The organism is Roseateles chitinivorans, assembly GCF_050632235.1.
GTDB classification, from domain to species: domain Bacteria; phylum Pseudomonadota; class Gammaproteobacteria; order Burkholderiales; family Burkholderiaceae_C; genus Roseateles; species Roseateles chitinivorans_A.
The window spans coordinates 5,838,084-5,858,636 of sequence record NZ_CP192584.1; the positions used below are offsets into that span (position 1 = coordinate 5,838,084).

At 67.8% G+C, this 20,553-nt stretch carries 25 protein-coding genes and 1 pseudogene; 17 read left to right on the forward strand and 9 right to left on the reverse strand.

The features are described from left to right. Window positions 1-4: 4 nt before the first annotated feature. The 6 genes from ACQ859_RS26600 (at window position 5) to ACQ859_RS26625 (ending at window position 5,074) form a co-directional block, all read left to right on the forward strand. Window positions 5-580: a hypothetical protein gene (locus ACQ859_RS26600; protein ID WP_431263491.1), complete on the forward strand. Its 576-nt coding sequence runs from the start codon at window positions 5-7 to the stop codon at window positions 578-580. Between the two features lie 6 nt (window positions 581-586). Further along, window positions 587-985, forward strand: a complete 399-nt coding sequence (locus ACQ859_RS26605) for a hypothetical protein (RefSeq protein WP_431263492.1) — start codon at window positions 587-589, stop codon at window positions 983-985. 78 nt (window positions 986-1,063) lie between these two features. Beyond that, window positions 1,064-1,546: a hypothetical protein gene (locus tag ACQ859_RS26610; protein ID WP_431263493.1), complete on the forward strand. Its 483-nt coding sequence runs from the start codon at window positions 1,064-1,066 to the stop codon at window positions 1,544-1,546. 62 nt (window positions 1,547-1,608) lie between these two features. Beyond that, complete coding sequence (locus ACQ859_RS26615) at window positions 1,609-2,526, forward strand: DUF2145 domain-containing protein (RefSeq protein ID WP_431263494.1); 918 nt, start codon at window positions 1,609-1,611, stop codon at window positions 2,524-2,526. A 146-nt stretch (window positions 2,527-2,672) separates the two neighbouring features. Then, entirely contained in the window at window positions 2,673-3,881 is a 1,209-nt protein-coding gene (locus ACQ859_RS26620; RefSeq protein ID WP_431263495.1) for a glycerophosphodiester phosphodiesterase, read from the forward strand. A 92-nt stretch (window positions 3,882-3,973) separates the two neighbouring features. Beyond that, window positions 3,974-5,074 (forward strand): hypothetical protein, encoded by a 1,101-nt coding sequence (locus tag ACQ859_RS26625; RefSeq protein WP_431263496.1) that lies wholly within the window; start codon window positions 3,974-3,976, stop codon window positions 5,072-5,074. Between the two features lie 92 nt (window positions 5,075-5,166). On the opposite strand, the gene ACQ859_RS26630 is transcribed toward ACQ859_RS26625, so the two are convergent. Next, the gene (locus ACQ859_RS26630; protein ID WP_431263497.1) at window positions 5,167-5,919 is read right to left on the reverse strand and encodes an MBL fold metallo-hydrolase; all 753 of its coding nucleotides are present in this window, start codon (window positions 5,917-5,919) and stop codon (window positions 5,167-5,169) included. A gap of 338 nt (window positions 5,920-6,257) precedes the next feature. On the opposite strand from ACQ859_RS26630, the gene ACQ859_RS26635 reads away from it, so the two are divergent. Next, window positions 6,258-7,220, forward strand: a complete 963-nt coding sequence (locus tag ACQ859_RS26635) for an IS110 family transposase (RefSeq protein ID WP_431263498.1) — start codon at window positions 6,258-6,260, stop codon at window positions 7,218-7,220. A gap of 140 nt (window positions 7,221-7,360) precedes the next feature. Here the strand turns inward: ACQ859_RS26635 and ACQ859_RS26640 are convergent, their stop codons facing one another. Then, window positions 7,361-8,044 (reverse strand): ion channel, encoded by a 684-nt coding sequence (locus ACQ859_RS26640; protein WP_431260886.1) that lies wholly within the window; start codon window positions 8,042-8,044, stop codon window positions 7,361-7,363. Window positions 8,045-8,254: 210 nt separating this feature from the next. Between ACQ859_RS26640 and ACQ859_RS26645 the strand changes: the two genes are divergently transcribed. Beyond that, window positions 8,255-8,473, forward strand: coding sequence for a hypothetical protein (locus tag ACQ859_RS26645; protein ID WP_431263499.1), 219 nt, complete (start codon window positions 8,255-8,257; stop codon window positions 8,471-8,473). A gap of 76 nt (window positions 8,474-8,549) precedes the next feature. On the opposite strand, the gene ACQ859_RS26650 is transcribed toward ACQ859_RS26645, so the two are convergent. The 5 genes from ACQ859_RS26650 to ACQ859_RS26670 all read right to left on the reverse strand — a co-directional run bounded on the left by ACQ859_RS26650 (window position 8,550) and on the right by ACQ859_RS26670 (window position 13,901). Then, window positions 8,550-9,473 (reverse strand): DMT family transporter, encoded by a 924-nt coding sequence (locus ACQ859_RS26650; protein ID WP_431263500.1) that lies wholly within the window; start codon window positions 9,471-9,473, stop codon window positions 8,550-8,552. A gap of 156 nt (window positions 9,474-9,629) precedes the next feature. Further along, window positions 9,630-10,292: an amino acid ABC transporter permease gene (locus ACQ859_RS26655; RefSeq protein WP_431263501.1), complete on the reverse strand. Its 663-nt coding sequence runs from the start codon at window positions 10,290-10,292 to the stop codon at window positions 9,630-9,632. A 268-nt stretch (window positions 10,293-10,560) separates the two neighbouring features. Continuing rightward, entirely contained in the window at window positions 10,561-11,544 is a 984-nt protein-coding gene (locus ACQ859_RS26660; RefSeq protein ID WP_431263502.1) for a cytochrome d ubiquinol oxidase subunit II, read from the reverse strand. Further along, complete coding sequence (locus ACQ859_RS26665; RefSeq protein ID WP_431263503.1) at window positions 11,541-12,890, reverse strand: cytochrome ubiquinol oxidase subunit I; 1,350 nt, start codon at window positions 12,888-12,890, stop codon at window positions 11,541-11,543. The genes ACQ859_RS26660 and ACQ859_RS26665 overlap by 4 nt, the downstream gene beginning before the upstream one ends. Before the next feature lie 96 nt (window positions 12,891-12,986). Further along, complete coding sequence (locus ACQ859_RS26670; protein WP_431263504.1) at window positions 12,987-13,901, reverse strand: LysR family transcriptional regulator; 915 nt, start codon at window positions 13,899-13,901, stop codon at window positions 12,987-12,989. Window positions 13,902-13,991: 90 nt separating this feature from the next. Between ACQ859_RS26670 and ACQ859_RS26675 the strand changes: the two genes are divergently transcribed. The 5 genes from ACQ859_RS26675 to ACQ859_RS26695 all read left to right on the forward strand — a co-directional run bounded on the left by ACQ859_RS26675 (window position 13,992) and on the right by ACQ859_RS26695 (window position 18,171). Beyond that, window positions 13,992-14,939, forward strand: a complete 948-nt coding sequence (locus ACQ859_RS26675; protein ID WP_431263505.1) for an alpha/beta fold hydrolase — start codon at window positions 13,992-13,994, stop codon at window positions 14,937-14,939. Beyond that, complete coding sequence (gene leuC, locus ACQ859_RS26680) at window positions 14,936-16,399, forward strand: 3-isopropylmalate dehydratase large subunit (protein WP_431263506.1); 1,464 nt, start codon at window positions 14,936-14,938, stop codon at window positions 16,397-16,399. Before ACQ859_RS26675 ends, leuC begins: the two co-directional genes overlap by 4 nt. After that, a complete protein-coding gene (gene leuD, locus ACQ859_RS26685; RefSeq protein WP_431263507.1) occupies window positions 16,396-17,031 on the forward strand; it encodes a 3-isopropylmalate dehydratase small subunit in 636 nt (211 codons plus the stop codon). The genes leuC and leuD overlap by 4 nt, the downstream gene beginning before the upstream one ends. Before the next feature lie 91 nt (window positions 17,032-17,122). After that, on the forward strand, window positions 17,123-17,365 hold the full coding sequence (locus ACQ859_RS26690; protein WP_431263508.1) for a hypothetical protein: 243 nt from the start codon (window positions 17,123-17,125) through the stop codon (window positions 17,363-17,365). 50 nt (window positions 17,366-17,415) lie between these two features. Next, the gene (locus ACQ859_RS26695; protein WP_431263509.1) at window positions 17,416-18,171 is read left to right on the forward strand and encodes a hypothetical protein; all 756 of its coding nucleotides are present in this window, start codon (window positions 17,416-17,418) and stop codon (window positions 18,169-18,171) included. Here the strand turns inward: ACQ859_RS26695 and ACQ859_RS26700 are convergent. Further along, complete coding sequence (locus tag ACQ859_RS26700; protein WP_431263510.1) at window positions 18,090-18,791, reverse strand: FAD-dependent oxidoreductase; 702 nt, start codon at window positions 18,789-18,791, stop codon at window positions 18,090-18,092. The two genes, ACQ859_RS26695 and ACQ859_RS26700, sit on opposite strands and share 82 nt — an antisense overlap. A gap of 101 nt (window positions 18,792-18,892) precedes the next feature. Between ACQ859_RS26700 and ACQ859_RS26705 the strand changes: the two genes are divergently transcribed. Further along, on the forward strand, window positions 18,893-19,042 hold the full coding sequence (locus ACQ859_RS26705; RefSeq protein ID WP_431266703.1) for a hypothetical protein: 150 nt from the start codon (window positions 18,893-18,895) through the stop codon (window positions 19,040-19,042). Here the strand turns inward: ACQ859_RS26705 and ACQ859_RS26710 are convergent. Then, window positions 19,013-19,246: pseudogene (locus ACQ859_RS26710) on the reverse strand (FAD-dependent oxidoreductase); the annotation flags it as partial. The gene ACQ859_RS26705 and the pseudogene ACQ859_RS26710 overlap by 30 nt on opposite strands. Window positions 19,247-19,470: 224 nt before the next feature. On the opposite strand from ACQ859_RS26710, the gene ACQ859_RS26715 reads away from it, so the two are divergent. The 3 genes from ACQ859_RS26715 (at window position 19,471) to ACQ859_RS26725 (ending at window position 20,547) form a co-directional block, all read left to right on the forward strand. Beyond that, window positions 19,471-19,632, forward strand: coding sequence for a hypothetical protein (locus ACQ859_RS26715; protein ID WP_431263511.1), 162 nt, complete (start codon window positions 19,471-19,473; stop codon window positions 19,630-19,632). Next, complete coding sequence (locus tag ACQ859_RS26720; RefSeq protein ID WP_431263512.1) at window positions 19,629-20,060, forward strand: hypothetical protein; 432 nt, start codon at window positions 19,629-19,631, stop codon at window positions 20,058-20,060. The genes ACQ859_RS26715 and ACQ859_RS26720 overlap by 4 nt, the downstream gene beginning before the upstream one ends. 103 nt (window positions 20,061-20,163) lie before the next feature. Continuing rightward, window positions 20,164-20,547 (forward strand): hypothetical protein, encoded by a 384-nt coding sequence (locus ACQ859_RS26725; RefSeq protein WP_431263513.1) that lies wholly within the window; start codon window positions 20,164-20,166, stop codon window positions 20,545-20,547. The last annotated feature ends 6 nt before the right edge of the window (window positions 20,548-20,553 follow it).

Consider the following 20,553-nt stretch of genomic DNA (forward strand, 5'->3'; position numbering starts at 1 on the left):
CGAGATGAGTGCAGTGTTGAAGGACTTGGAAACCTGGGAGGAGACGCCCGTCGAAGTGCCGACGGCGTTGCAATCAGAGACGCCGGAGCCCACATGGACTGAAGGGGTGGATGCGCTGCTCCACCTGCTGCGGTACCCGGAGAAGACTAACCCCTATGTGATTGGTCAGATCCCCGCCCCGGTGTTCAGCCATCTCGACTGGGAAGAGGTCCGGCGGGTGCTCTGCCGGCTGTTCGAGGAGAACAAGGAGACATGCGTCGATGCCTACCTGGAAGTCAGGCTGGCACTCGGCGTGCTGGCCAACAACTCGGTGCGCTTGTGCCGGGGGCCCGTGGACATCCACCACTGCCGAGCCGAGGACGGTTTCCAGTTTGTGCGCGTGACACTGAGTGTCGATACGGACGACGATCGCACCTACGAACTCGAAGACGAACTACGGATGAACCTCGTGCATTGTCACCGTCGCAGCGGTGGATTCCTAGTGGGCTTCAGGTCCATTCACCCTTGTCAACCCAAGGATTGGAGCGCTTGTTCTCATCCGGCTCTCGACGGGGACGATGACGATGGCGACGAGGAGTGACTCACCATGAAGTCCATCGCTGCCAAGGAACTCCTCAAGGATGCAGAGGCGCTCGCCAACGGATTCACGTCGGAGGCTCGGCGCCGATCTGCAGTGTCACGCGCGTACTACGCTGCCTATCACCGGTGCCTGGCATGGGTCAGTCTTCTTCCCAACCGTCCAGAACCGCCGAAATCCGGGAGCGTTCATGTGTGGTTGATCAACTGCCTCAGGGATCCTGACCCCTTGTGCGATGCAAGGATCGCGAAACGCTCCCGGGCGCTCGCCCTGCTGATGAGGGCACAACGCGACCGGCGAGTTCACGCCGACTACGATCTGCAAAAGCCGGTCGATCAGAAGGTGATGAGCGAGCAAATCGCGGGCGTGCGCAAGACCTTCGCGGCTTGCGCACACACCGACACCTGAACGTGCCGCCGCATCCTCTATGCTTGCCCCGTCCGGCCGCCGTTCCGCGGCCGGACTGACCTGCACATGGACGGTTTTATGCGCCACAGCCCTTCCCGCTTCTCTCTCGTTTCCGCCGCCGCGGCGACCTTCGCTGCGCTCGCCGGCGTCGCTGCACTGCCGGCGCAGGCCGAGAGCATCGCCACCTCGGCCTCCAGCGCCGGCTCGGTGTCCTCGCGCCAGCTGTCCGACTCGATCGGCCAGTCCAGCGACAGCTCCAGCAAGGACCGCAAGGTCGCCGAGGGCGAGTACAAGGTCCTCGCCGTCGAGGACGCCGCCGGCCGCGCCGACACGCAACGCCTGCGCCTGCAACCGGTCCACGCCGAAGGCGGCACCGAGTTCTTCCTCTATGTCCCGAAGCAGGCCATCGCCGGCCAGCCGCTGCGCGTCGGCGACCACGTGCTGGCGCAGAAGCGTGACTACGGCTACGAGTTCGCCCGTGCCGAGAACAAGCAGGCCTTCCTGCTCGCGCTGCACGACGACTGGCATCACGAACTCGAATCGCATCCGGTGACGCTGTGAGCCCGGCCGGGCCCCGCGCCGGGGCCCACGCGGCGAGGCCTGCCACGCCGGCCGAGGCGCGCATGCGCCGCTCGCTCCGCATCCTGGCATCGAGTGCCGTCGCGATGGCGGCGCTCGTCGTCGCCTCCGTGGCGCATGCCGCCACCTTCTGCGATCGCGGCAACGAAGTCAGCGCCACCGAGCAGGACCGCCAGCTCCAGGTCGTCGCGATCGCGCGGCGGGCGCTGGAAGCCAGCGGCGCCGTCGCCGCACTGGTCTCGCGCTCCGGCACGGACCTCAGCCGTTTCCATCTGCAGTACTCCCACAGCGGCATCGCGCTGAAGGACAGCCGCAACAGCCCCTGGTCGGTGCGACAGCTCTACTACGCCTGCGACGAATCCTTGGCGAAGCTCTACGACCAGGGCCTCGCCGGTTTCCTGCTGAGCGCCGGACGCACCGAGCCGATCCGGCTCTCGATCGTCACGCTGCCCGGGCGCGCGGGCGCACAGCTCGCCGCCGACGCGCTGGACAACCGCCGCTCGCTCGCGCTGCTGTCGTCGCGCTACAGCGCCAGCGCCTACGCCTTCGGCACGCAGTACCAGAACTGCAACCAGTGGGTGGCCGAGCTCATGGGCGTCGCCTGGGCGCCGCCCGATGCCGAGGTCAAGGCCCCGACGCGCGCACAGGCTCAGCAGTGGTTGAAGGCCCTGGGCTACGACCCTGCGCCGGTCGTCGTGCCGTCGCACGCGGTCATGTTCGCGGCCCAGTTCGTGCCGCTGATCCACAGCGACGATCATCCGATCGACGACCTCTACGCGATGCGCCTGAAGGTCTCGACCCCGGCGGCGCTCGAAGCCTTCGCGCATCGGCTCGTGCCGGACGCCCAACGCATCGAGTTCTGCGCCACCGGCTCGACGATCGTCGTGCGCCGGGGCTGGGACCCGCTCCCCGCCGATTGCCGCGCCGCCGAGGGCGACGAGGTCCTGCCGCTCGCGTCCTGAATCTGCCGCCGGCATCGCCCCTCCGGCGGCGTGTAAGACCTGTTTCAAGGGACTCGCTCCCCCTTGAGGATCATCAAAACTTCATCGGTGGGGACCTACGCTGCCGGCGCCCCGTCCATTCGACGATCGACCGAAGGAGACATCCGATGAAGCTGCTTCGCACTGCTGTCCTCGCCACCGTCACCGCCGCCTCGCTGGCGACCGCCGCCTGCGCCCATGGCCATCAACCCCCGTCGCGCGCCAAGGAGCCGCTGCTGATCGCGCACCGCGGCGCCAGCGGTTACGTCCCCGAGCACACGCTCGCCGCCTACTGGCTGGCGATCGAGCAAGGCGCCGACTACGTCGAGCCCGACCTCGTGCTGACCAAAGACGGCGTGCTGGTCGCGCGCCATGAGAACGCCATCGCGATCCTGAACGCCGACGGCTCGGTGCGCGAAGCGACGACCGACGTCGCCGAGCGGCCCGAGTTCGCCGCCCGCAAGGCGACGAAGTCCATCGACGGCGTCGCGATCACGGGCTGGTTCACCGAGGACTTCACGCTGGCCGAGCTCAAGACGCTGCGCGCCCGCGAGCGCATCCCGCAGATCCGCCCGGGCAACACGCGCTTCAACGACATGTTCGAGGTGCCCACCTTCGAGGAGGTGCTGCAGCTGGTCCAGCAGGCCAACGAGCGTCGCCAGGAAGAGGCCGGCAAGGACGGCCGTGATGGACGGGATGGACGCGGCGGCCACGGGGGTCATGGCGGGCAAGGCCGCAAGGTCAAGCCGATCGGCGTGTATCCCGAGACCAAGCACCCGACCTACTTCGCCGGCATCGGCAAGCCGCTGGAGGAGCCGCTGGTCCGCCTGCTCAACAAGTACGGCTATCGCGGCGCGGACGCGGCGGTCTTCATCCAGTCCTTCGAGGTCGGCAACCTGCGCAAGCTGAACCGCATGACGCGCGTGCCGCTGGTGCAGCTGATCAACGGCTCCGGCCAACCCTACGACTTCACCGCGAGCGGCGACCCCCGCACCTACGCCGACCTCGTGAAGCCGGCCGGCCTGGCCGAGATCGCCGGCTACGCGCAGGGCATCGGCGCGAACACCAGCCTGATGATCCCGCTGGTCGCGGGCCGCCTGGGCACGCCGACGACGCTGGTCAAGGACGCGCACGCCGCCGGTCTCATCGTGCATGGCTGGACCTTCCGCGCGGAGAACGTCTTCCTGCCCGACGACTTCGACAGCAGCGCCGATCCGGCCGCGATCGGCAACCTGGCCGGCCAGATCGACGCCTTCCTCAAGCTCGGCATGGACGGCCTGTTCAGCGATCAGTCCTTCCTGGCGCGCAAGGCGATCGATGCCTACGTGAAGCGCTGAGGCCGCCAGAGCGCGGGGACGGCCGGAGGGCGCCGTCGGAAGGGGGTCATGTCACTTCGCTAGACTCTCCCCATCCGATTGGAGCCTTCCCCATGCCCGCCTCCGCTCCCTTACTGCTGCCTGCGCCGGAATTGAAGGGCGTCGACCAGGTCGTCGCCGATCCGCTGCGCTTCAAGGCCAAGCTCGCCATCGGCGAGGCCGCCTTCGCCTCGCTGCGCATGATCAACCGCGGCCGCGAGGTGTGGGACGTGCTCGGCGCCGCGGGCGCCGGCGCGGCCGTGGCCAAGACGGGGATGGTGGCGTCGCTGCTCGGCGCGTCCGCCACGCCGATCGGCTGGGTCGCCTTCGCCGCGCTCGCGTCCGGCGGCGCCTGCTACGGCATGTACCGCCTGCTCAGCTCGACCAAGGGCGAGCGCGTCATCGAGATCCCCAAGTACCTCAACACGCCACTGGACACGCTGGGCCTGGCGCTGTTCGACCTGATCGCGCCGCTCTCGCTGCGCCTGGCCGCCGTCGACGGCGCCATCGAGCCCGCCGAGCGGCAGTACCTGATCGACCACCTGATCGCCGACTGGGGCTTGAACCGCGCCTTCGTCGAGCAGTCCGTCGCCGCCGTCGAGGCGCGGCTGGCCGGCAGCGAACTCGAGGCCATGGCCGTCGAGGGCGCCGGCTTCCTCCACCTGAACCCCGACTGCAACCACGCCGCGATCGCCAAGGACCTCGGCGTCTTCATGCGCGGCATGCTCGAGGCCGGCGGCCCGCTGACGCCCGAGGAGACCGCATCGCTGGACACCGTCGTGCGCCTGCTCGCGACCGCCCCGCCGGGCGAGCTGTCCAAGCGCTGGAACCAGACCGTGACGCTGGCCGGTGCCGCCGCCGGCCAGGTGCGCACGGTGCTGGTCGACACCGCCGACTGGACGCAGCAGCGGCTGCCGAGCGCCGATCAGGTCCGCATCACGACGGCCACCGCCGCCACGCAGGCCTGGGATGCCGCGCGCAAGACGGCGGACTGGACGCAACAGCAGCTGCCCTCGGCCGAGCAGGTCCGCCACACCACGGCGGACGCGGCCAACCAGGCGGTGGATGCCGCGAAGAAGGGCATCAACTGGGCCAAGGACCTGACCATCCGCGTGGTCGACACGACCGGCGTCGACAAGCTGCTGAAGCGGGAAGAGCCGCCGACGAAGCACTAGGATCCTCGCCTGCCTCGGCGGCTCGCGACATCGCCGCTGAGGCATCGCGTTCATCGCGCCCCGCTCGCGGCATCGCACTCAGGGCATCGCGCTCAAGGCATGGCGTAATCCCGCTGCGTCACCAGATCGATCCCGCAGCTGATCGTCCCCACCCAGTCGATGAACTGCCGCACCGCGTCGCCGACCAGCGGCGCGCCGTGCTGCGGCACGATCATGCGGATCGGCAGCGGCCGCACCATCTCCGCCCACAGCTTCAGCACCTTGCCGCTGACCATGTAGCGCCGATGGAAGGCCGACATCGACGCGATGTGCGGCCCCAGCTCCGCGATCGGCTGCGTGGGGTCGACGCCGATCGACACGCCCAGGTCGCCCGAGAACAGGATGCCGCTCGCCGCGTCCCAGAACTGGAAGTTGCCCTCCGAGTGCATGAAGTGCGCCGGCAGCGCGACCAGCTCGCTGGCGCCGACGGCGATGCGCGTGCCGCGGTCCGGGATGCCGATCACGCGCCCCGCCGTCTTGCCCGGCTTGCAGAAGTGCGGGACGAAGCGTTCCCAGATCGTCGAGATGTAGACCGGCGCGGCTGTCGCGGTCATCCACCGGTCCAGCGACGCGATGATGTCCGGGTCCGCATGCGAGGCCAGGATCGCCGACAGCCGGTGCGGCGGGAAGCAGTTCGTCATCCCGAGGTACAGGTCGTTGTAGGCCAGGTTGCCGCCGGGATCGATCACCGCGCCGGTGCTGCCGTCGACGATCAGGAACTGGTTGGCCTGCACACCGTCCCCGTGCCCGAAGTCGCTGAACATCAGGCAGCGATGCCCGCCCCCGTTGAAGAGTTCCATCGGCATGACCGCCTCCCTGATCACTGTGGATCGTTGTGAAAGGCGGCGACGATAGGTGGCATGTTCGCCGCGACGCGCGCTGCGTGCACAGGCACGTCGATCGGTTTGACCGATCGCAAGAAAGCGCCGTCGCACTGCCACCGCCGCTGGCCCTCACCCCTGCCCTTGTATGTAGCAAAGTACGCCCAGGCCGCCACAGGCCGACCAGCCCAGGGTAGGCGCTTCGGCGCCATGCCGAGGGAGAGCGAGGGTCGTGGCGGCCGACCTCGGTTCGTCATGAACAGACAGCCCGAACGGTTGTGAGGTCCATTGAGGCCGTATCGAACACAAGGAAGGGCGCTGGCATGAGCGAAGAGATCTTCATCGGTGTTGACGTTTGCAAGGCGTGGCTGGACCTGGCTCAGGTACCCGCTGCGCCTGCCGACAAGTCTGGCGCGTTGTCGCCGCGAGTGGACAACGACGAGTCTGGACGAGCAGCGCTGGTATCGCAGCTCAAGAAGCTGGGGCCCACGCTGGTGGTGATGGAGGCCACCGGTGGCTTCGAGGCGGCGCTGGCGAGTGAGCTGTGCGCGGCTGGAATCGCCGTGGCGGTGGTCAATCCCAAGAAGGTGCGCGACTTCGCCCGCGCGACCGGTGTCCTTGCCAAGACGGACCGGCTGGACGCTCAGGTGTTGGCCAGGTTCGCACAGGCCATTCGTCCTCAGGTGTATGCGCTACCGGGCGAGACGCAGCAGGAGATCATCGAGCTGGTGGATCGGCGAGCGCAGCTGGTGACCATGCGGGCGCAGGAGAAGAACCGCTTGTCCACGGTCAAGCACGTGGCACGCACGAGCGTGCGGCAACACATCGAGTGGCTGGATAAGCGGATCAAGGAGATCGACAAGGATCTGGACGGTCGCTTGAAGGACTCGACGATCTACCAGCCCAAGTACGAACTGTTGGACAGCGTGCCGGGTGTCGGTCGAGTCACGGTCACGATGCTGCTGGGGCGCCTGCCCGAACTGGGCACCTTGGACCGCAAGCGCCTGACGGCGTTGGTGGGCCTGGCGCCGTTTGCCGATGACAGCGGCAAGCGGCGCGGCCAGCGCTACATCCAGGGCGGACGAGCGGACATCCGCACGGCGATGTACATGGCTGCACTCACGGCCAAGCGATGCAACGGGCCCATCAAGGCGTTGTACGAACGTCTGCGCCTGGCGGGCAAGCCCTTCAAGGTGGCGATGACCGCATGCATGCGCAAGCTGCTGATCATCCTCAACGCCATCCTCAAAACCGGCCAACCCTGGAGAAACGCCGAAGCCGCTTGACACGGTTGCTCTCCCGCAAGCGGGAGAGGGAAAAAGAGGAGCCGACGCTGCGAGTAGAACCGATCGGGCTCCCTCTCCCGCTTGCGGGAGAGGGTTGGGGTGAGGGCCAGCGGCCGTCGAAGTACCGAGGCCCGAACGCCTCAATCCAGGTCGGACAATTTCCGATGCTGGATCAGCGTCAGCCCGATCAGCCGCGACACCACGGCCGCGAGGTACATCACCCCGACGAACATCTCGATCGTCGTCATCGCCCGCGCGAGCGGCTTCACCGGGATGACATCGCCGATGCCGGTGCTCGACAGCAGCGCGAAGCTGAGGAACATCAGCTCCGTCCAGGTGCGCGGCGACTGCGGATCCACCGCCGCCGCGAAGCTGCCGGGATGCAGCGCCTGCACCACCACGAACACATGCGCGAAGCCCCACGCCAGCAGCGTGAAGGTGGCGCCCGCGGCATACAACTCGTCCGTCGTCGCGTGCCAGTCGCTCATCATGTAAGAGATCAGGCTCCCGGCGGCATAGAAGTAGAACAGCGCCTCCAGCGCCGACGACCACGGCAGCAGCTGCTCCATGTGCCAGAACGCCTGCAGCAGCAGGAGCGCGACCGCGGGCAGCGCGATCGTCACGCTCAGCCAGGTCAGCCCCGGCGTGCTGCGCACCATGCGCGTCGTGAAGATCAGCACCACGATGCCGAAGGCGCCGAGCGCCAGCGGCGCCGAGCGGCTGCCCTCCAGCAGCGGGTACAGCACCAGCCCCAGCAGTTGGACGAGCAGCAGGATCGCGGACGGATGACGCCGCGTCAGGACGAGGACTCGGAGGAAGCGCATCGGCGCATTCTCACCGCCGGGAACCGGTCCACGGCGAGATCGATGATCGTGACGACCGCGCCAGCGGGCGCCCGACGCGCGGACGCGGCGTCGTCCTACGCGCGCCGCGACGCCGAGGCGCTTCAATGAGCCACCCGACGCCGTACGACATGCGAGGCGACGGCCGGGGCGTTTCATCTCAACATCACATCGCAAACACTGGAGGACGTCATGGGTGGCATTCGATTGATCGCGGTGATCCTGATCGTCGCGGGCGTGCTGGGCCTGGTCTACGGCGGGTTCTCGTACACCAAGGAAAACACCGCCGCCAAGGTCGGTCCGATCGAGCTGAAGGTCGAGGAGACCAAGCGCGTCAACGTGCCGCTGTGGGCCGGCGTCGCCGCGATCGCGGTGGGCGGCGTCATGCTGCTGGGCGGCGCGCGCAAGTAAGCAGGCCAGTCGGCGCGGTCACCGGCCGGACGATGGTCCTCGCCGGTCCCGCGCGGTCCTGCCGCTCCTGGCGATTTCAGCGCCGGCCGAGGTTCATCAACGCCGTGCCGGCGATCGCCATCGTGCCGCCGACGACCAGCGATGCGTCGATGACCTCACCCAGCCCCAGCGCCGCGAACACGACGCCGAACACCGGCACCAGCGTGATGTAGCCGGCCGCCGCGCCGGCGCCCAGCGCCTTCACGCCGTCGAAGTACCACGCGTAGGCCAGCGCCGTGGAACCGACGACGATCCCAGCCATGCACAGCCAGGCGTTGCGCGGCGCGGCCAGCACGCCGGCCACGCCCGCCGTCCCGTCGACGACCAGCGTCAGCACCAGCAGCATCACTGCGCCGATGGCCGCCGTGACGGCCGTGGTCGTCAGCGCGTCGACGCCGGCCATCACCTTGCGCCCGATCAGCGTGTAGGCGACCCAGCACGCGACACACCCCAGCAGCAGCACTTCGCCGATCCCGACGCGGCCGTCGAGGACGTGCCAGGGCTCGCCCTTCGTGATCACGATGGCGGCGCCGACCGCGGCCATCGCCATGCCAAGTCCGATCCGCTTGTTCAAGCGCTCGTGGAAGATCCACGCCGCCAGCAGCAGCGTGATCACCGGATTCAGCGTGATCACCAGCGCGCCCTTGCCGGCGGGCACGTGCTGCAGTCCGCTCATGAAGAAGGTCGCATAGCCGAAGACGCCGAAGCTCGCGGCGAGCACCATGCCCGCCCAGCGCCTCGCGCCCCAGTCGCGCAAGGCGGCCAGCCGGCCGGTCTTGGCGAGCCACAACATCAGGATCGCGCCCGCGAAAAGGAAGCGGCATGCCGCGGCGGCCAGCGGCGGCATGGTCTGCGCGAGCACGCGGCCCATGGGCCAGGACGCGCCCCAGAGCACGGCCATGCCGACGAGCCGCAGATGAACGGACAGGAGCGAGGGGGAAACGGCGACGGAGGTGGTCATCAGTGCGGGAACAACAGGACGGGCGGGCTCGGTGAGGCTTATCGGTTCTTACTCCCTCTCCCTCTCCCGCTTGCGGGAGAGGGCGGGGTGAGGGGCGCGCGAAGCGCGCGGGGTCCAGGCAGTCACGCGGCCTTCAAAGGGATCGATGGTGCCGGATCAATGCGGATAGGCGAGCCGCTTCTCCATCCATTTCTGCACCTGCTCGAACGCGAAACTCAGCACCCAGTAGATCAGTGCTGCGGCCACGTAGAGCGGGAACGGCTGGAAGGTGGTCGAGATGACCTCCTTGGTGGCGAGCATCAACTCCGTCACCGCGATCACCGACACCAGCGAGGTGTCCTTGATCAGCGAGATCAGGCTGTTGGACAGGCTGGGCACGGCGGCGCGGAGCGCCTGCGGGCCGACCACGAAACGCAGCGTCTGCGGACGACTCAGGCCCAGCGACGTGCCCGCCAGCCACTGGCCCTGCGCGACCGCGGCGATCGAGCCGCGCAAGGTCTCGCTCATGTAGGCGGCGACGTTCAGCGTGAGCGTCAGCACGCCGGCCACCAGCGGGGAGAACTCGATGCCGATGCTCGGCAGGCCGTAATAGACGATGAACACCTGCACCAGCAGCGGCGTGCCGCGCATCGCGCTGACGTACACCGCCATCACCCGGTCCACCACCGGCAGCTTCAGCACCCGCACCAGCGTGATCAGGGCCGCCAGCGGCAGACCGAAGATCATCGCCATCACCGCGAACAGCAGCGTGTAGCCGGTGCCCTTCAGCAGCACCGGCCAGGCCAGCTCGGCCAGGGAAAGCAGAGAGTGGAAGTCCATGGAGTTCTTGGAATGGCTCGCTTCTCAGCGGAAGGCGGCATGTTGCCATCTCCTGGACTTCCGAGGCCAAGCGCGGGCTCTCCGCGCAGCAGGGGGCGCCCCTCCAGGGACCCCCTGCAGCACTCCGGCCCCAGCGGGACCGTGGCATGCATCAATGAGGGCCCCGCTCCGCTCGCTGCATGGGCAACCTCACTGGGGCCGGAGTACTGCTGGGGGTTCCCGGAGGGATGCCCCTGCTGTGCGGAGAGCCCGCGCTTGGCGGTCGCAGTCAATAGGCCAAGACGCGGACCTTGCCCTTGAACACGCGATAGGAGAACACCGAGTAGGCGAGGATCACCGGCATCGTCAGCCCCGCGCCGACCAGCAGGAAGCGCAGCGATTCGTCCGCGGCCGCAGCGTCCCAGATCGTGATCCTGTCGATGACGACGAAGGGATAGAGGCTGAAGGAGAGTCCGAAGAAGCTCAGCGTGAGCACGACCACCATCAGCGCGAACGGCGCCCAGCTGAGCTTGCCCAGCACGCGGTGCGAGTTGAGCAGACCGCGCAGCGCCGCCATCGCCAGGAGTGCCATCAACGGCAGCGGTGCCAAGGCGATCAGGCCCGGCATGTCGAACCATCGGGCGCGGACCGTCGCGCTCAGCCAAGGCGACGCGATCGAGACGAGCAGCAATCCCGCCACGACCACCGGCCACGCACGTTTCGCCCAACCGACGGCGCGGCGCTGCAGCCCACCCTCCGTCTTGATCAACAGCCAGCCGGCCCCCAGCAGCGCATAACAAGCCGTCAGCGCGACCGCGGTGCCCGCGGCGAAGACCTGTGCCGCGGTGCCGTTCTCGAAGCCGGTCACGTAGCGGCCGAGCATCCACCCTTGCGTCAGCGAGGCGAGCGCGGACCCGCCCGCGAAGGCCGCGTCCCACCATCGCTTGTGTGCGGGGTCGCCCTTGGCGCGGAAGTCGAAGGCGGCACCGCGCAGGATCAGCCCGAGCAGCATCAGCACCACCGGCACGTAGAGCGCGGTGAGCACCACGCCCTGCGCCTTCGGGAAGGCGATCAGCAGCAGGCCGACGGCCAGCACCAGCCAGGTCTCGTTGGCGTCCCAGAACGGCCCGATGGACGCGACCATGCGGTCGCGGTCGCCCTCCGGCGCCGTCGCGGACAACATCCCCACGCCGAGGTCGTAGCCGTCCAGCACCACGTAGATCAGCAGCGAAAGCCCCATCAGGGCCATGAAGATCACCGGCAGCGCGTTCATGTGAAGCTCCTCGAGATCACCGGCGCGGCGAGCGGTCGCGGCACCACCGGTGCGCCCTTCTCCGCCATGCGTTTGATCGCGGCGATGTAGGCGATCAGCAGCGCGAGATAGACGGTGGCGTAGCCGGCCAGCGAGGCCGCGATCATCGATCCCGGATTGTTCGCGGCGACCTCCTGGGTCCGCAGCACGCCGTAGACGATGAAGGGCTGGCGGCCGATCTCGGTGACGTACCAGCCGGCGACGGTGGCGATCCAGCCGGAGAAACTCATGAACGAGAGTCCCCAGAGCCAGGCGCGCGGCAGCCGCTGCCAGCCCGAGCGCCGGAACAGCCACCATCCGCCCCATGCGAAGACCAGCATGAGCACGCCCATGCCCACCATCACGCGGAAGCCGAAGAAGAGCGGCTTCACCGGCGGATGCCCGCCGTCGAATTCATCCAGGCCGCGGATCTCGCCGTCGATGTCGTGGGTGAGGATCAGGCTCGCCAGGCGCGGCACGCCGATGGCGAAGCGGTTCTCCTTCGCGTGCTCGTCGGGCAGCGCGAAGAGCAGCAGCGGCGCGCCGCGTTCGGTGCTCCACACGCCTTCCATCGCGGCGATCTTGGCGGGCTGGTGCTTCAGCGTGTTGAGGCCGTGCAGGTCGCCGGCGACGATCTGCAGCGGGATCAGCACCGCGCCCAACGTCAGGCCGAGGCGCATCACGCGGCGCGTGTGCGGCTGCTCGCTGCCCTTGAGCATCTGCCAGGCGCTGACGCCGGCCAGCAGGAAGGCGGCGGTGAGGCCGGAGGCGAGCAACTTGTGGGTCAGCCGGTACGGGAAGGACGGGTTGAAGACGATGGACCACCAGTCGACGGCATGCATGATGCCGTCGCGGATCTCGTAGCCGGTGGGCGTCTGCATCCAGGAGTTGAGGCTGAGGATCCAGAATGCGCTGAGCGTCGTGCCGAAGGCCACCGTCGCCGTGGCGATGAAGTGGACGCGCGGGCTGACGCGTTCGCGCCCGAACAGCATGATCCCGAGGAAGCCGGCCTCGAGGAAGAAGGCCGTGAGCACCTCGTAGCCGAGCAGCGGTCCGGCGATGTTGCCGGCGCGTTCCATGAAGCCCGGCCAGTTGGTGCCGAACTGGAAGCTCATCGTCACGCCGCTGACGACGCCGAGCGCGAAGCTGAGCGCGAAGACCTTGGTCCAGAACTGGTAGGCGGCGAGCCACGGCGATTCACCGGTGCGCCGCCATCGCCAGAGCATGAAGAGCACGAGCCAGCCCAGCGCGATCGTGATCGTCGGGAAGAGGATGTGGAAGGTGATGTTGAGCGCGAACTGCAGGCGCGCGAGGATCAGGGTGTCCATGGCCGCGCAGTGTTCCCAAAGCGGCCTGTTCGCGGAAGGGACAGATCGTCCTAGGACAAGCTGTCCAAGGACAGAATGTCCTAGGACGAAATGCCCTCACCACCCGCCGTCGTCGCCCTCGCGCTGAGGCTCGAAGCGCTCCAGCAGGAAGTCGACGAGTGCCCGCGTCTTCGCCGACAACTGCGCGCGCGGCGGATAGATCAGGTGGATGTCGGCCGGCGGCATCGACCAATCGGCCAGCACCGGCCGCAGGCGGCCCGACCGCAGCATCGGCGCCGCTTCCCAGAACGAGCGCACCAGCACCCCGTGCCCATCGAGTCCCCACGCGAGCACGCTCTCGCCATCGTTCGCGGCCAGCGGCCCCCGCACCTTGACCGTCTCCTTGCGCGCCCCCTGCTGGAAGTGCCAGGTCCCGAAGGTCTCGTCGCTCTCGCGAATGAACAGGCAGGCGTGGCGCGCCAGCTCCCTCGGCGTGCCGGGCTCGCCGGCGCGCTTGAGGTACGCGGGCGACGCGCACAGCACCCGCCGGTTGCGCGCCAGCAGCCGGGCCGTGAGCCGCGCATCCGGCGGCTCGCCGACGTGGACCTCCAAATCGATCCCCTGCTCGATCAGGTTGACCGGCCGATCCGTCAACTCGAGCTGCACCTCGACATCCGGAAACTGGCGCGCGAACTTCGACAGCGCCGGCGCCACATGCTTGCGTCCGAAGCCGAAGCTCGCCGCCACGCGCAGCAGCCCCTTGGGCGCCGCGCGGCTGCCGGCCACGGTGCGCTCCAGCGCCTCCAGGTCCTCCAGCACGCGCGCGCCGTCGACGAGGTAGGTCTCGCCCTCGGGTGTCAGGCCGATGCGTCGGGTGGTCCGCTGCAGCAGCCGCACGCCGAGCCGGCGCTCGATCGCCGCCAGCCGCTTGCTGACCGCCGGCGGCGTCACGCCGAGCTGCTGCGCCGCGGCGGCCAGGCTGCCCTGCTTCACCAGCAGCGCGAAGAAGGCCAGATCGGAGAAGCCGTCCATTGATGAACCTCCGGAACGAAAGAACTGCCGAAGCGGAAATTATGTGCCCTGCATTCACTTCCAGAATCGGGGCCAACGAGGAGTCTTCCCATGCCCGCTGCTTCCCACGGACTCGATGCGCTGTACCCCGGCTTCGAGCATCTGAGCCTGCCCACGGCCGACGGCGTCCGCATCCATCTCACGATGGGCGGCACCGGACCCGCGCTGCTGCTGCTCCACGGCCATCCACAGACGCGCGCGATCTGGCACAAGGTCGCGCCGACGCTGGCCGAGCACTTCACGGTCATCGCAGCCGACCTGCGCGGCTACGGCGATTCGTCGAAGCCGGAGGTGCCCGAGGCGTTGCAGTCGCCCTCGGTGCCCAACGACCACGCCGCCTACAGCAAGCGCACCATGGCGGCCGACATGCTGAGCGTGATGCGCCAGCTCGGCCACGAGCGCTTCGACGTGCTGGCGCACGACCGTGGCGGACGTGTCGCGCACCGCCTCGCGATGGATGCGCCGGCCGCGGTGCGACGAATCGCGTTACTGGACATCGCGCCGACGCTGGACATGTACGAAGGCACCAATGTCGCCTTCGCGCGCGCCTACTGGCACTGGTTCTTCCTGATCCAGCCGGCGCCGCTGCCGGAGCGCCTCATCGAAGCCGACCCCGGCGCCTACCTCCGCGACGTCATGGGCCGCCGCAGCGCCGGCCTCGCGCCCTTCGACCCGCGCGCGCTGGCCGAGTACAAGCGCTGCCTGGCGCTGCCCGGCACCGCGCACGGCCTGTGCGAGGACTACCGCGCCAGCGCCGGCATCGACCTGGACCACGACCGCGAGGACCGCGCCGCCGGCCGTCGGCTGCGGATGCCGCTGCTCGCGCTGTGGGGCCGCGAAGGCGTCGTCCATCGCTGCTTCGAGCCGCTGAGCCTGTGGCGTGGCGTCGCGGACGACGTGCGCGGCGAGGCGCTGCCCTGCGGCCACTACATCCCCGAGGAGGCACCGGAGCCATTGCTCGATCGCGTGCTTCCGTTCTTCCAGGAGAGCCAGCCATGACCGCCACGCTCACGGGCACCCCGCCGCGCACCCTCTATCGCAAGCTCGTCGACAGCCACACGGTGGCGGGGCTCGACGAGCAGAACGTGCTGCTGTTCTGCGACCTGCACCTGATGAACGAGTACACCAGCCCGCAGGCCTTCACCGGACTGCACGAGCAGGGACGCGGCGTGCCGATGCCGGGCCAGAACGTGGCGGTGGTGAGCCACATCATCCCGACGCATCCGGTCGCGCCGAAACTGCGCGTGATCGCCGACAAGCCGTCGGCGCTGCAGGCGACCAACCTGAAAGCCAACTGCGACCGTCACGGCATCCGGCTGTTCGACACCACCGACGCGCTGCAGGGCATCGAGCACGTGGTGGCGCCGGAGCACGGAATGATCCGTCCCGGCATGGTCGTCATCTGCGGCGACAGCCACACGACGACCTACGGCGCGCTGGGCGCTTTGGGCTTCGGCATCGGGACCACCGAGGTGGAACACGTGCTGGCGACGCAGACGCTGGTCTACCGCGTCGCGAAGGACATGCGCATCCGCGTCGACGGCGCGCTGCCGGTCGGCACGACGTCGAAGGACCTGATCCTCGCGATCATCGGCCGCATCGGCGCCCAGGGCGCGCGCGGCTACGTCGTCGAGTTCTGCGGCGAAGCGATCACCGCACTGTCGGTCGAGGCCCGCTTCACGCTGTGCAACATGGCGGTCGAGGCCGGCGCGCGCGGCGCGTTGATCGCGCCCGATGCGACGGCGACCGACTACGTGCTGGCCCGCTGCCCCGATCTCGCCGGCGAATGGCGGGCGCCCGCCCTCGCCCACTGGGCGACGCTGCACAGCGACGAAGGCGCGGCCTTCGACATCGAACACCGCTTCGATGCCGCCGAGGTAGCGCCGCAGGTCACCTGGGGCACGAGTCCCGACCAGGTCGCCGCGATCGATGCGGCGATCCCGGATCCCTCGCGCATGGACGAAGGCCCCACGCGGGCGAGCGCCGAACGCGCGCTGCGCTACGCCCGCCTGGCCGGCGGCGCCGCGCTGGAAGGCACGCCGATCCAGCACGTGTTCATCGGCTCCTGCACGAACGGCCGCATCGAGGACCTGCGCGCAGCGGCCTCCGTGCTGCGCGGCCGCCACGTGGCGCCGGGCGTGCGCGCGATGGTCGTTCCAGGCTCCGGCGCCGTGCGCGCGATGGCGGAGGCGGAAGGCCTGGATCGCGTGTTCCTCGACGCGGGCCTCGAATGGCGCCAGCCGGGCTGCTCGATGTGCCTGGCGATGAACGACGACGTGCTGGCCGACGGCATCCGCTGCGCGTCGACGACCAACCGCAACTTCGAGGGCCGCCAGGGCCGCGGCGCGATCACGCACCTGATGAGTCCCGCGATGGCCGCCGCGGCCGCGGTGACCGGCCGCCTCACCGACGTCCGCCGCCTCGCCCCCGCCGCCACAGCCCAGGAGATCCCGCGATGAACCCCGTCCGCCAAGTCGAAGGCCGCACCGCGGCGCTGCGTCTCGAGAACCTCGACACCGACCAGATCATGCCCAAGCAGTTCCTGCGCGGCATCGACAAGCGCGGCCTGCGCGACGGGCTGCTCTACGACCTCCGCTTCGACGCCGACGGCCGCGAGCGCGAGGACTTCGTCCTCAACAGGCCGGAATACGCCGGCGTGTCGGTGCTGCTCGGCGGCAACAACTTCGGCTGCGGCTCCAGCCGCGAGCACGCGGTGTGGGGCCTGCAGCAGGCAGGCATCCGCGCGGTGGTCGCGCCGGGCTTCGGCGAGATCTTCTATTCGAATGCCATGGGCAACGGGCTGCTGCTGGTCGCGCTGCCGGAGGCGGACGTGCTCCGGCTGATGGCCGAGGCGGACCAGGTGCCCGGCAACGCCGTCACCATCGACGTCGAGAGGCTGACGCTGCGCAGTGCCGGCGGCGTCGAGGCGCGCTTCGACATGCTGCCGCGACATCAGCGGATGCTGCTGGAAGGGCTCGACGCGATCGGGCTGTCGATGACCTACCGCGAGCGGATCGATGCCTTCGCCAAGGCGCATTGGGAAGCGCAGCCTTGGGTCAGGGATGTGGCGAGGCAACGACTGGCCCCGTGAGGTTTCTACTGGGATAGGTCATCGACGGAGGCGATGGGCGGACCTAGCATTTGCCACGTCGATTCCGGTTTCTCCCGAAAGGAGGGAGCGAATGTCCCACATCATCAAGTTCTCCGACTTGCCGAATTTCGAGCAGCTTGACGCGATGGCGCAAGAAGCCGCAAGAACTCTGTCTGAATCGAAGGAGCTGTGGGACGCGGCGGAGGCATGGCATCAGCAGCTCCAGAAGCGATATTCCGGAAAGCGCGCCAGTGATTCGTCCTCCGAATTGCTTGCTCGACTGGTGAAGGTGAAAGACCCGTTCTACCTGTCGCGAATGTTCACGGATATCTGAGCAACCTCTGATTCATCGAAGGCACGGGTTCCCGTGCCCTTCTTACTTTCATGGACAGCTCTGAGTTTGAACGCGGTGTCGGACCGCTGACCGTGGCCGCTTCGGAAACGAGCGAATTCTGTCGCCTGATTTTCGTCCTGGGCAATGCATTCGCAGATCCGGTGCCGTTGGCGCTGGATTTCCATGCTCTGAACGCGCACACGTCCATTTCCAACGCCGACGACGCGGGCGCGGCGGGTACCTTGACCGAGCTCTACATGGCGGGCGTCATGGGGTTCACCAAGGATGCCCTGATCACGGAGGCCAGTCCTCACTACAAGCTGGCATCGACTTGGGGCCTGATCGAACATTACTTGGAGTACTTCGAGATCCCTCCCAATGGACCGGACGTCCTGAAATGCGCGTTGGCCTTCGGCATGGCCCTTTCTCTGTATTTCAAGAAAGACGGCGAACGCCACGTCCTGAGTGCACTTGCCCGGATGCGCACCCTGCGGGTGATGCGCTCCGCCGCGTCTGCAGCGCGTCCCGATCAGGCGGCTCCTGCCAAAGTGATGGTCGAGAAGTTGCAGAAGATCTGGAAGGAAGAGGAGCACGAACGTCTGACAGGACTGTTCGGCACCTACATGCTGTTCAAGACCTGGAGCTTGCCTGGCGAGAGCGGCGGCATCCCAGCGCAGGAGCAGGACGACGGGCAGCCGAGCAGAGCGCCCGCCGCGCAGCGCGCTCAGCGCTTGAAGTGGTTCTCCCATCCCCGCGCCACCTCGGCGGCAAGCGGCGCGATGCGCGCGAACATCTCCGTTTCGTAGCCACGGACGGCCTCGTCGGCGGAGGCATTGCCGACGAGATGCCGCGCCAGTTCGGCGGCGTCCAGCATCGCCATGTTGACGCCGTGCCCGCCGGCGGGAGACATCACATGCGCCGCGTCGCCGATCAGGGTCACGCCGGGACGGCTCGTCCAGACAAAGTCGGCAGGCAATGCGTAGATGGGGCGGGCGACGATCTCGTCGTTGCAGACGCGGATCAGGTCCCGGAACTGCGGCGACCAGCCCTCGAAGCGCTGGAGCAGGTCGCGCCGGGCAGCGGCCGGGCTCGTGAGATCGATGTGGCGATCGACGAATTCCGGCTCGTCCAGGCGCAGGGAGACATAGATCCGCACATGGCCGTTGCCGTTCCGTTGCGCGAGAAGCCGCCGCTCCCCGTCCTTGACGGACAACATGCCATGGCCGACCGTCGCGCCGAGCGCCGGATATCGTTCATCGATGTCGTCGATGCCGATCTCGATGAACGTCAGGCCGGTGTACGCCGGCCTGACCGCCGAGAGCAAGGGCCTGACCCGCGACCAGGCGCCGTCCGCGCCGACGACCAGGTCGAAGGTTTCCTGCGCACCGTTCTCGAATCGAAGCGTGTAGCCGCCATCGACGGGCACGATCGATGCGAGCTTCCGATCCCAGCACACCGTCCCTTCGGGAAGCGACTGCAGCAGCAGGTCGCGCAGCAGCTTGCGATCGATCTCCGGCCGATCTCCCCGTGCGCATCGACCCGGTCGAACAGGACCTTGCCGGTCGGATCCATGGCGCGCATGCCCTGATCCTCGTGCCGGGCGTGCTGGAGGAACGCCTCCAGAAGACCCGCCCGAGCCAGCGCCAACTGTCCCCCGTCAGGATGCAGGTCCAGTGACCCGCCCTGCGTGCGCGCCGATACACCGGGCTCCTGCTCGAACACCGTGGTGGCGAAACCGTTGAGATGCAGGATGCGCGCGAGCGTGAGCCCACCGGGCCCACCGCCGACGATGGCGATGCGTAAGGCTCGACCTCCGCGTGCGGTTGTTTCGAAGAAGCGTTCGTTGGGGCTTGCGGTTTGCGTTCCGGCCGTCGACATCATTCACCACCCATGCTTGATCCTGCGCGGGTGATTGGCAGACCCATTCGGCCCATCACCTCGCCAGGACTGCATTTGTAGCGAGAGGACCGCCCGGCCTGGGTTGCGTTTCAAGTCGTTTTGTTTCGTGCGGCGCAGACTTCTCGAACAACCCGCCAGCGCACACCGGTAAGCGCGGCTCTGGGCGATGGACATGACGGAGCAACGACTGACCCCGCAGCTGCAGAATGACCAAAGACCAGCGCCGGTCCAGCACGCCGGTCACGCCGCTGGCGGGTTGGCAGAATCCTCGCTGGCTCGTCGCAACAGGAGTACAGGCTCTGTTCTCCATGTCATACCACCTCCTCACCTCCTTGGCCGACAACGGCAAATGGTGGATCGCCGGATGATTCTTCGGATCGCACTTTTCGCACTCATGGCCGTCGCTGCGGTGATCGGCCTCTTTCTGATGCCCAAGCAGCAACCGCCCAGCGCATCCCTGATTCAACTGATCGCTACACCCTGGGAATTCGACGGCAGGCGGGTGCAGATCATTGGGTTCGTCCGCCTCGAATTTGAGGGCGACGCGATCTATCTGCACAGGGACGACGAAGCTGCGGGAATTCAGAAGAACGGCCTCTGGCTGGAAGTCGAGGGACTGTCCGTGCAAGAACGGCGCGAGCTCGACGGACGGTATGTCCTCGTCGAAGGCACGTTCTCCATGCAGGATCGCGGGCACTTCGGGCTCTGGTCAGGAGCGATCCGGGACATCACGCGCATGCTCCCAAGAGGAGGCCCTCTGCCTGAACCGTCCATCGGGCGAGACCTGGTCCGATGAACATCCAAACTGCGCCATACGCTGGTCATCGCACGTCATTCAGCCCAGCATGTGCCTTTGCTGGAAACCGCACTGCCTTTGATGGTCTCCGTGGAGGTCCCCCGTGATCCCTTCCGCCATCTGCTTTCATTGCGGCAGCGCCAAGTCGCACTGTCTCGATCCATGTGCCGCATGCGGTAAAGCGCCAGCGACGCGCGGGGAGCGCGCGCAGAGTCTGGCCTTGTCGATCGACTTCATGGTTCAGTCCGATGAGCTCGGAAATGAAGACGTGTCCGAGTCCTGGGACGATCTCCAACGGAGAGGCGCTCAGATCAAGGCGCATGGTTCCGCAGGGTTGTCGATCGAACGGGTCGAACTCGCCGCCACGCAGATCGACCTGATCGAAGCGTCGACTCCGAGAAAGATCGTTCTTTCCACGGTCCTCTGGCTACTACCGGCGATGCTTGTCGCTGTCGTCGGCAGTGCCCTGAGCTGTTCCGGAAAGTAGCCGCCG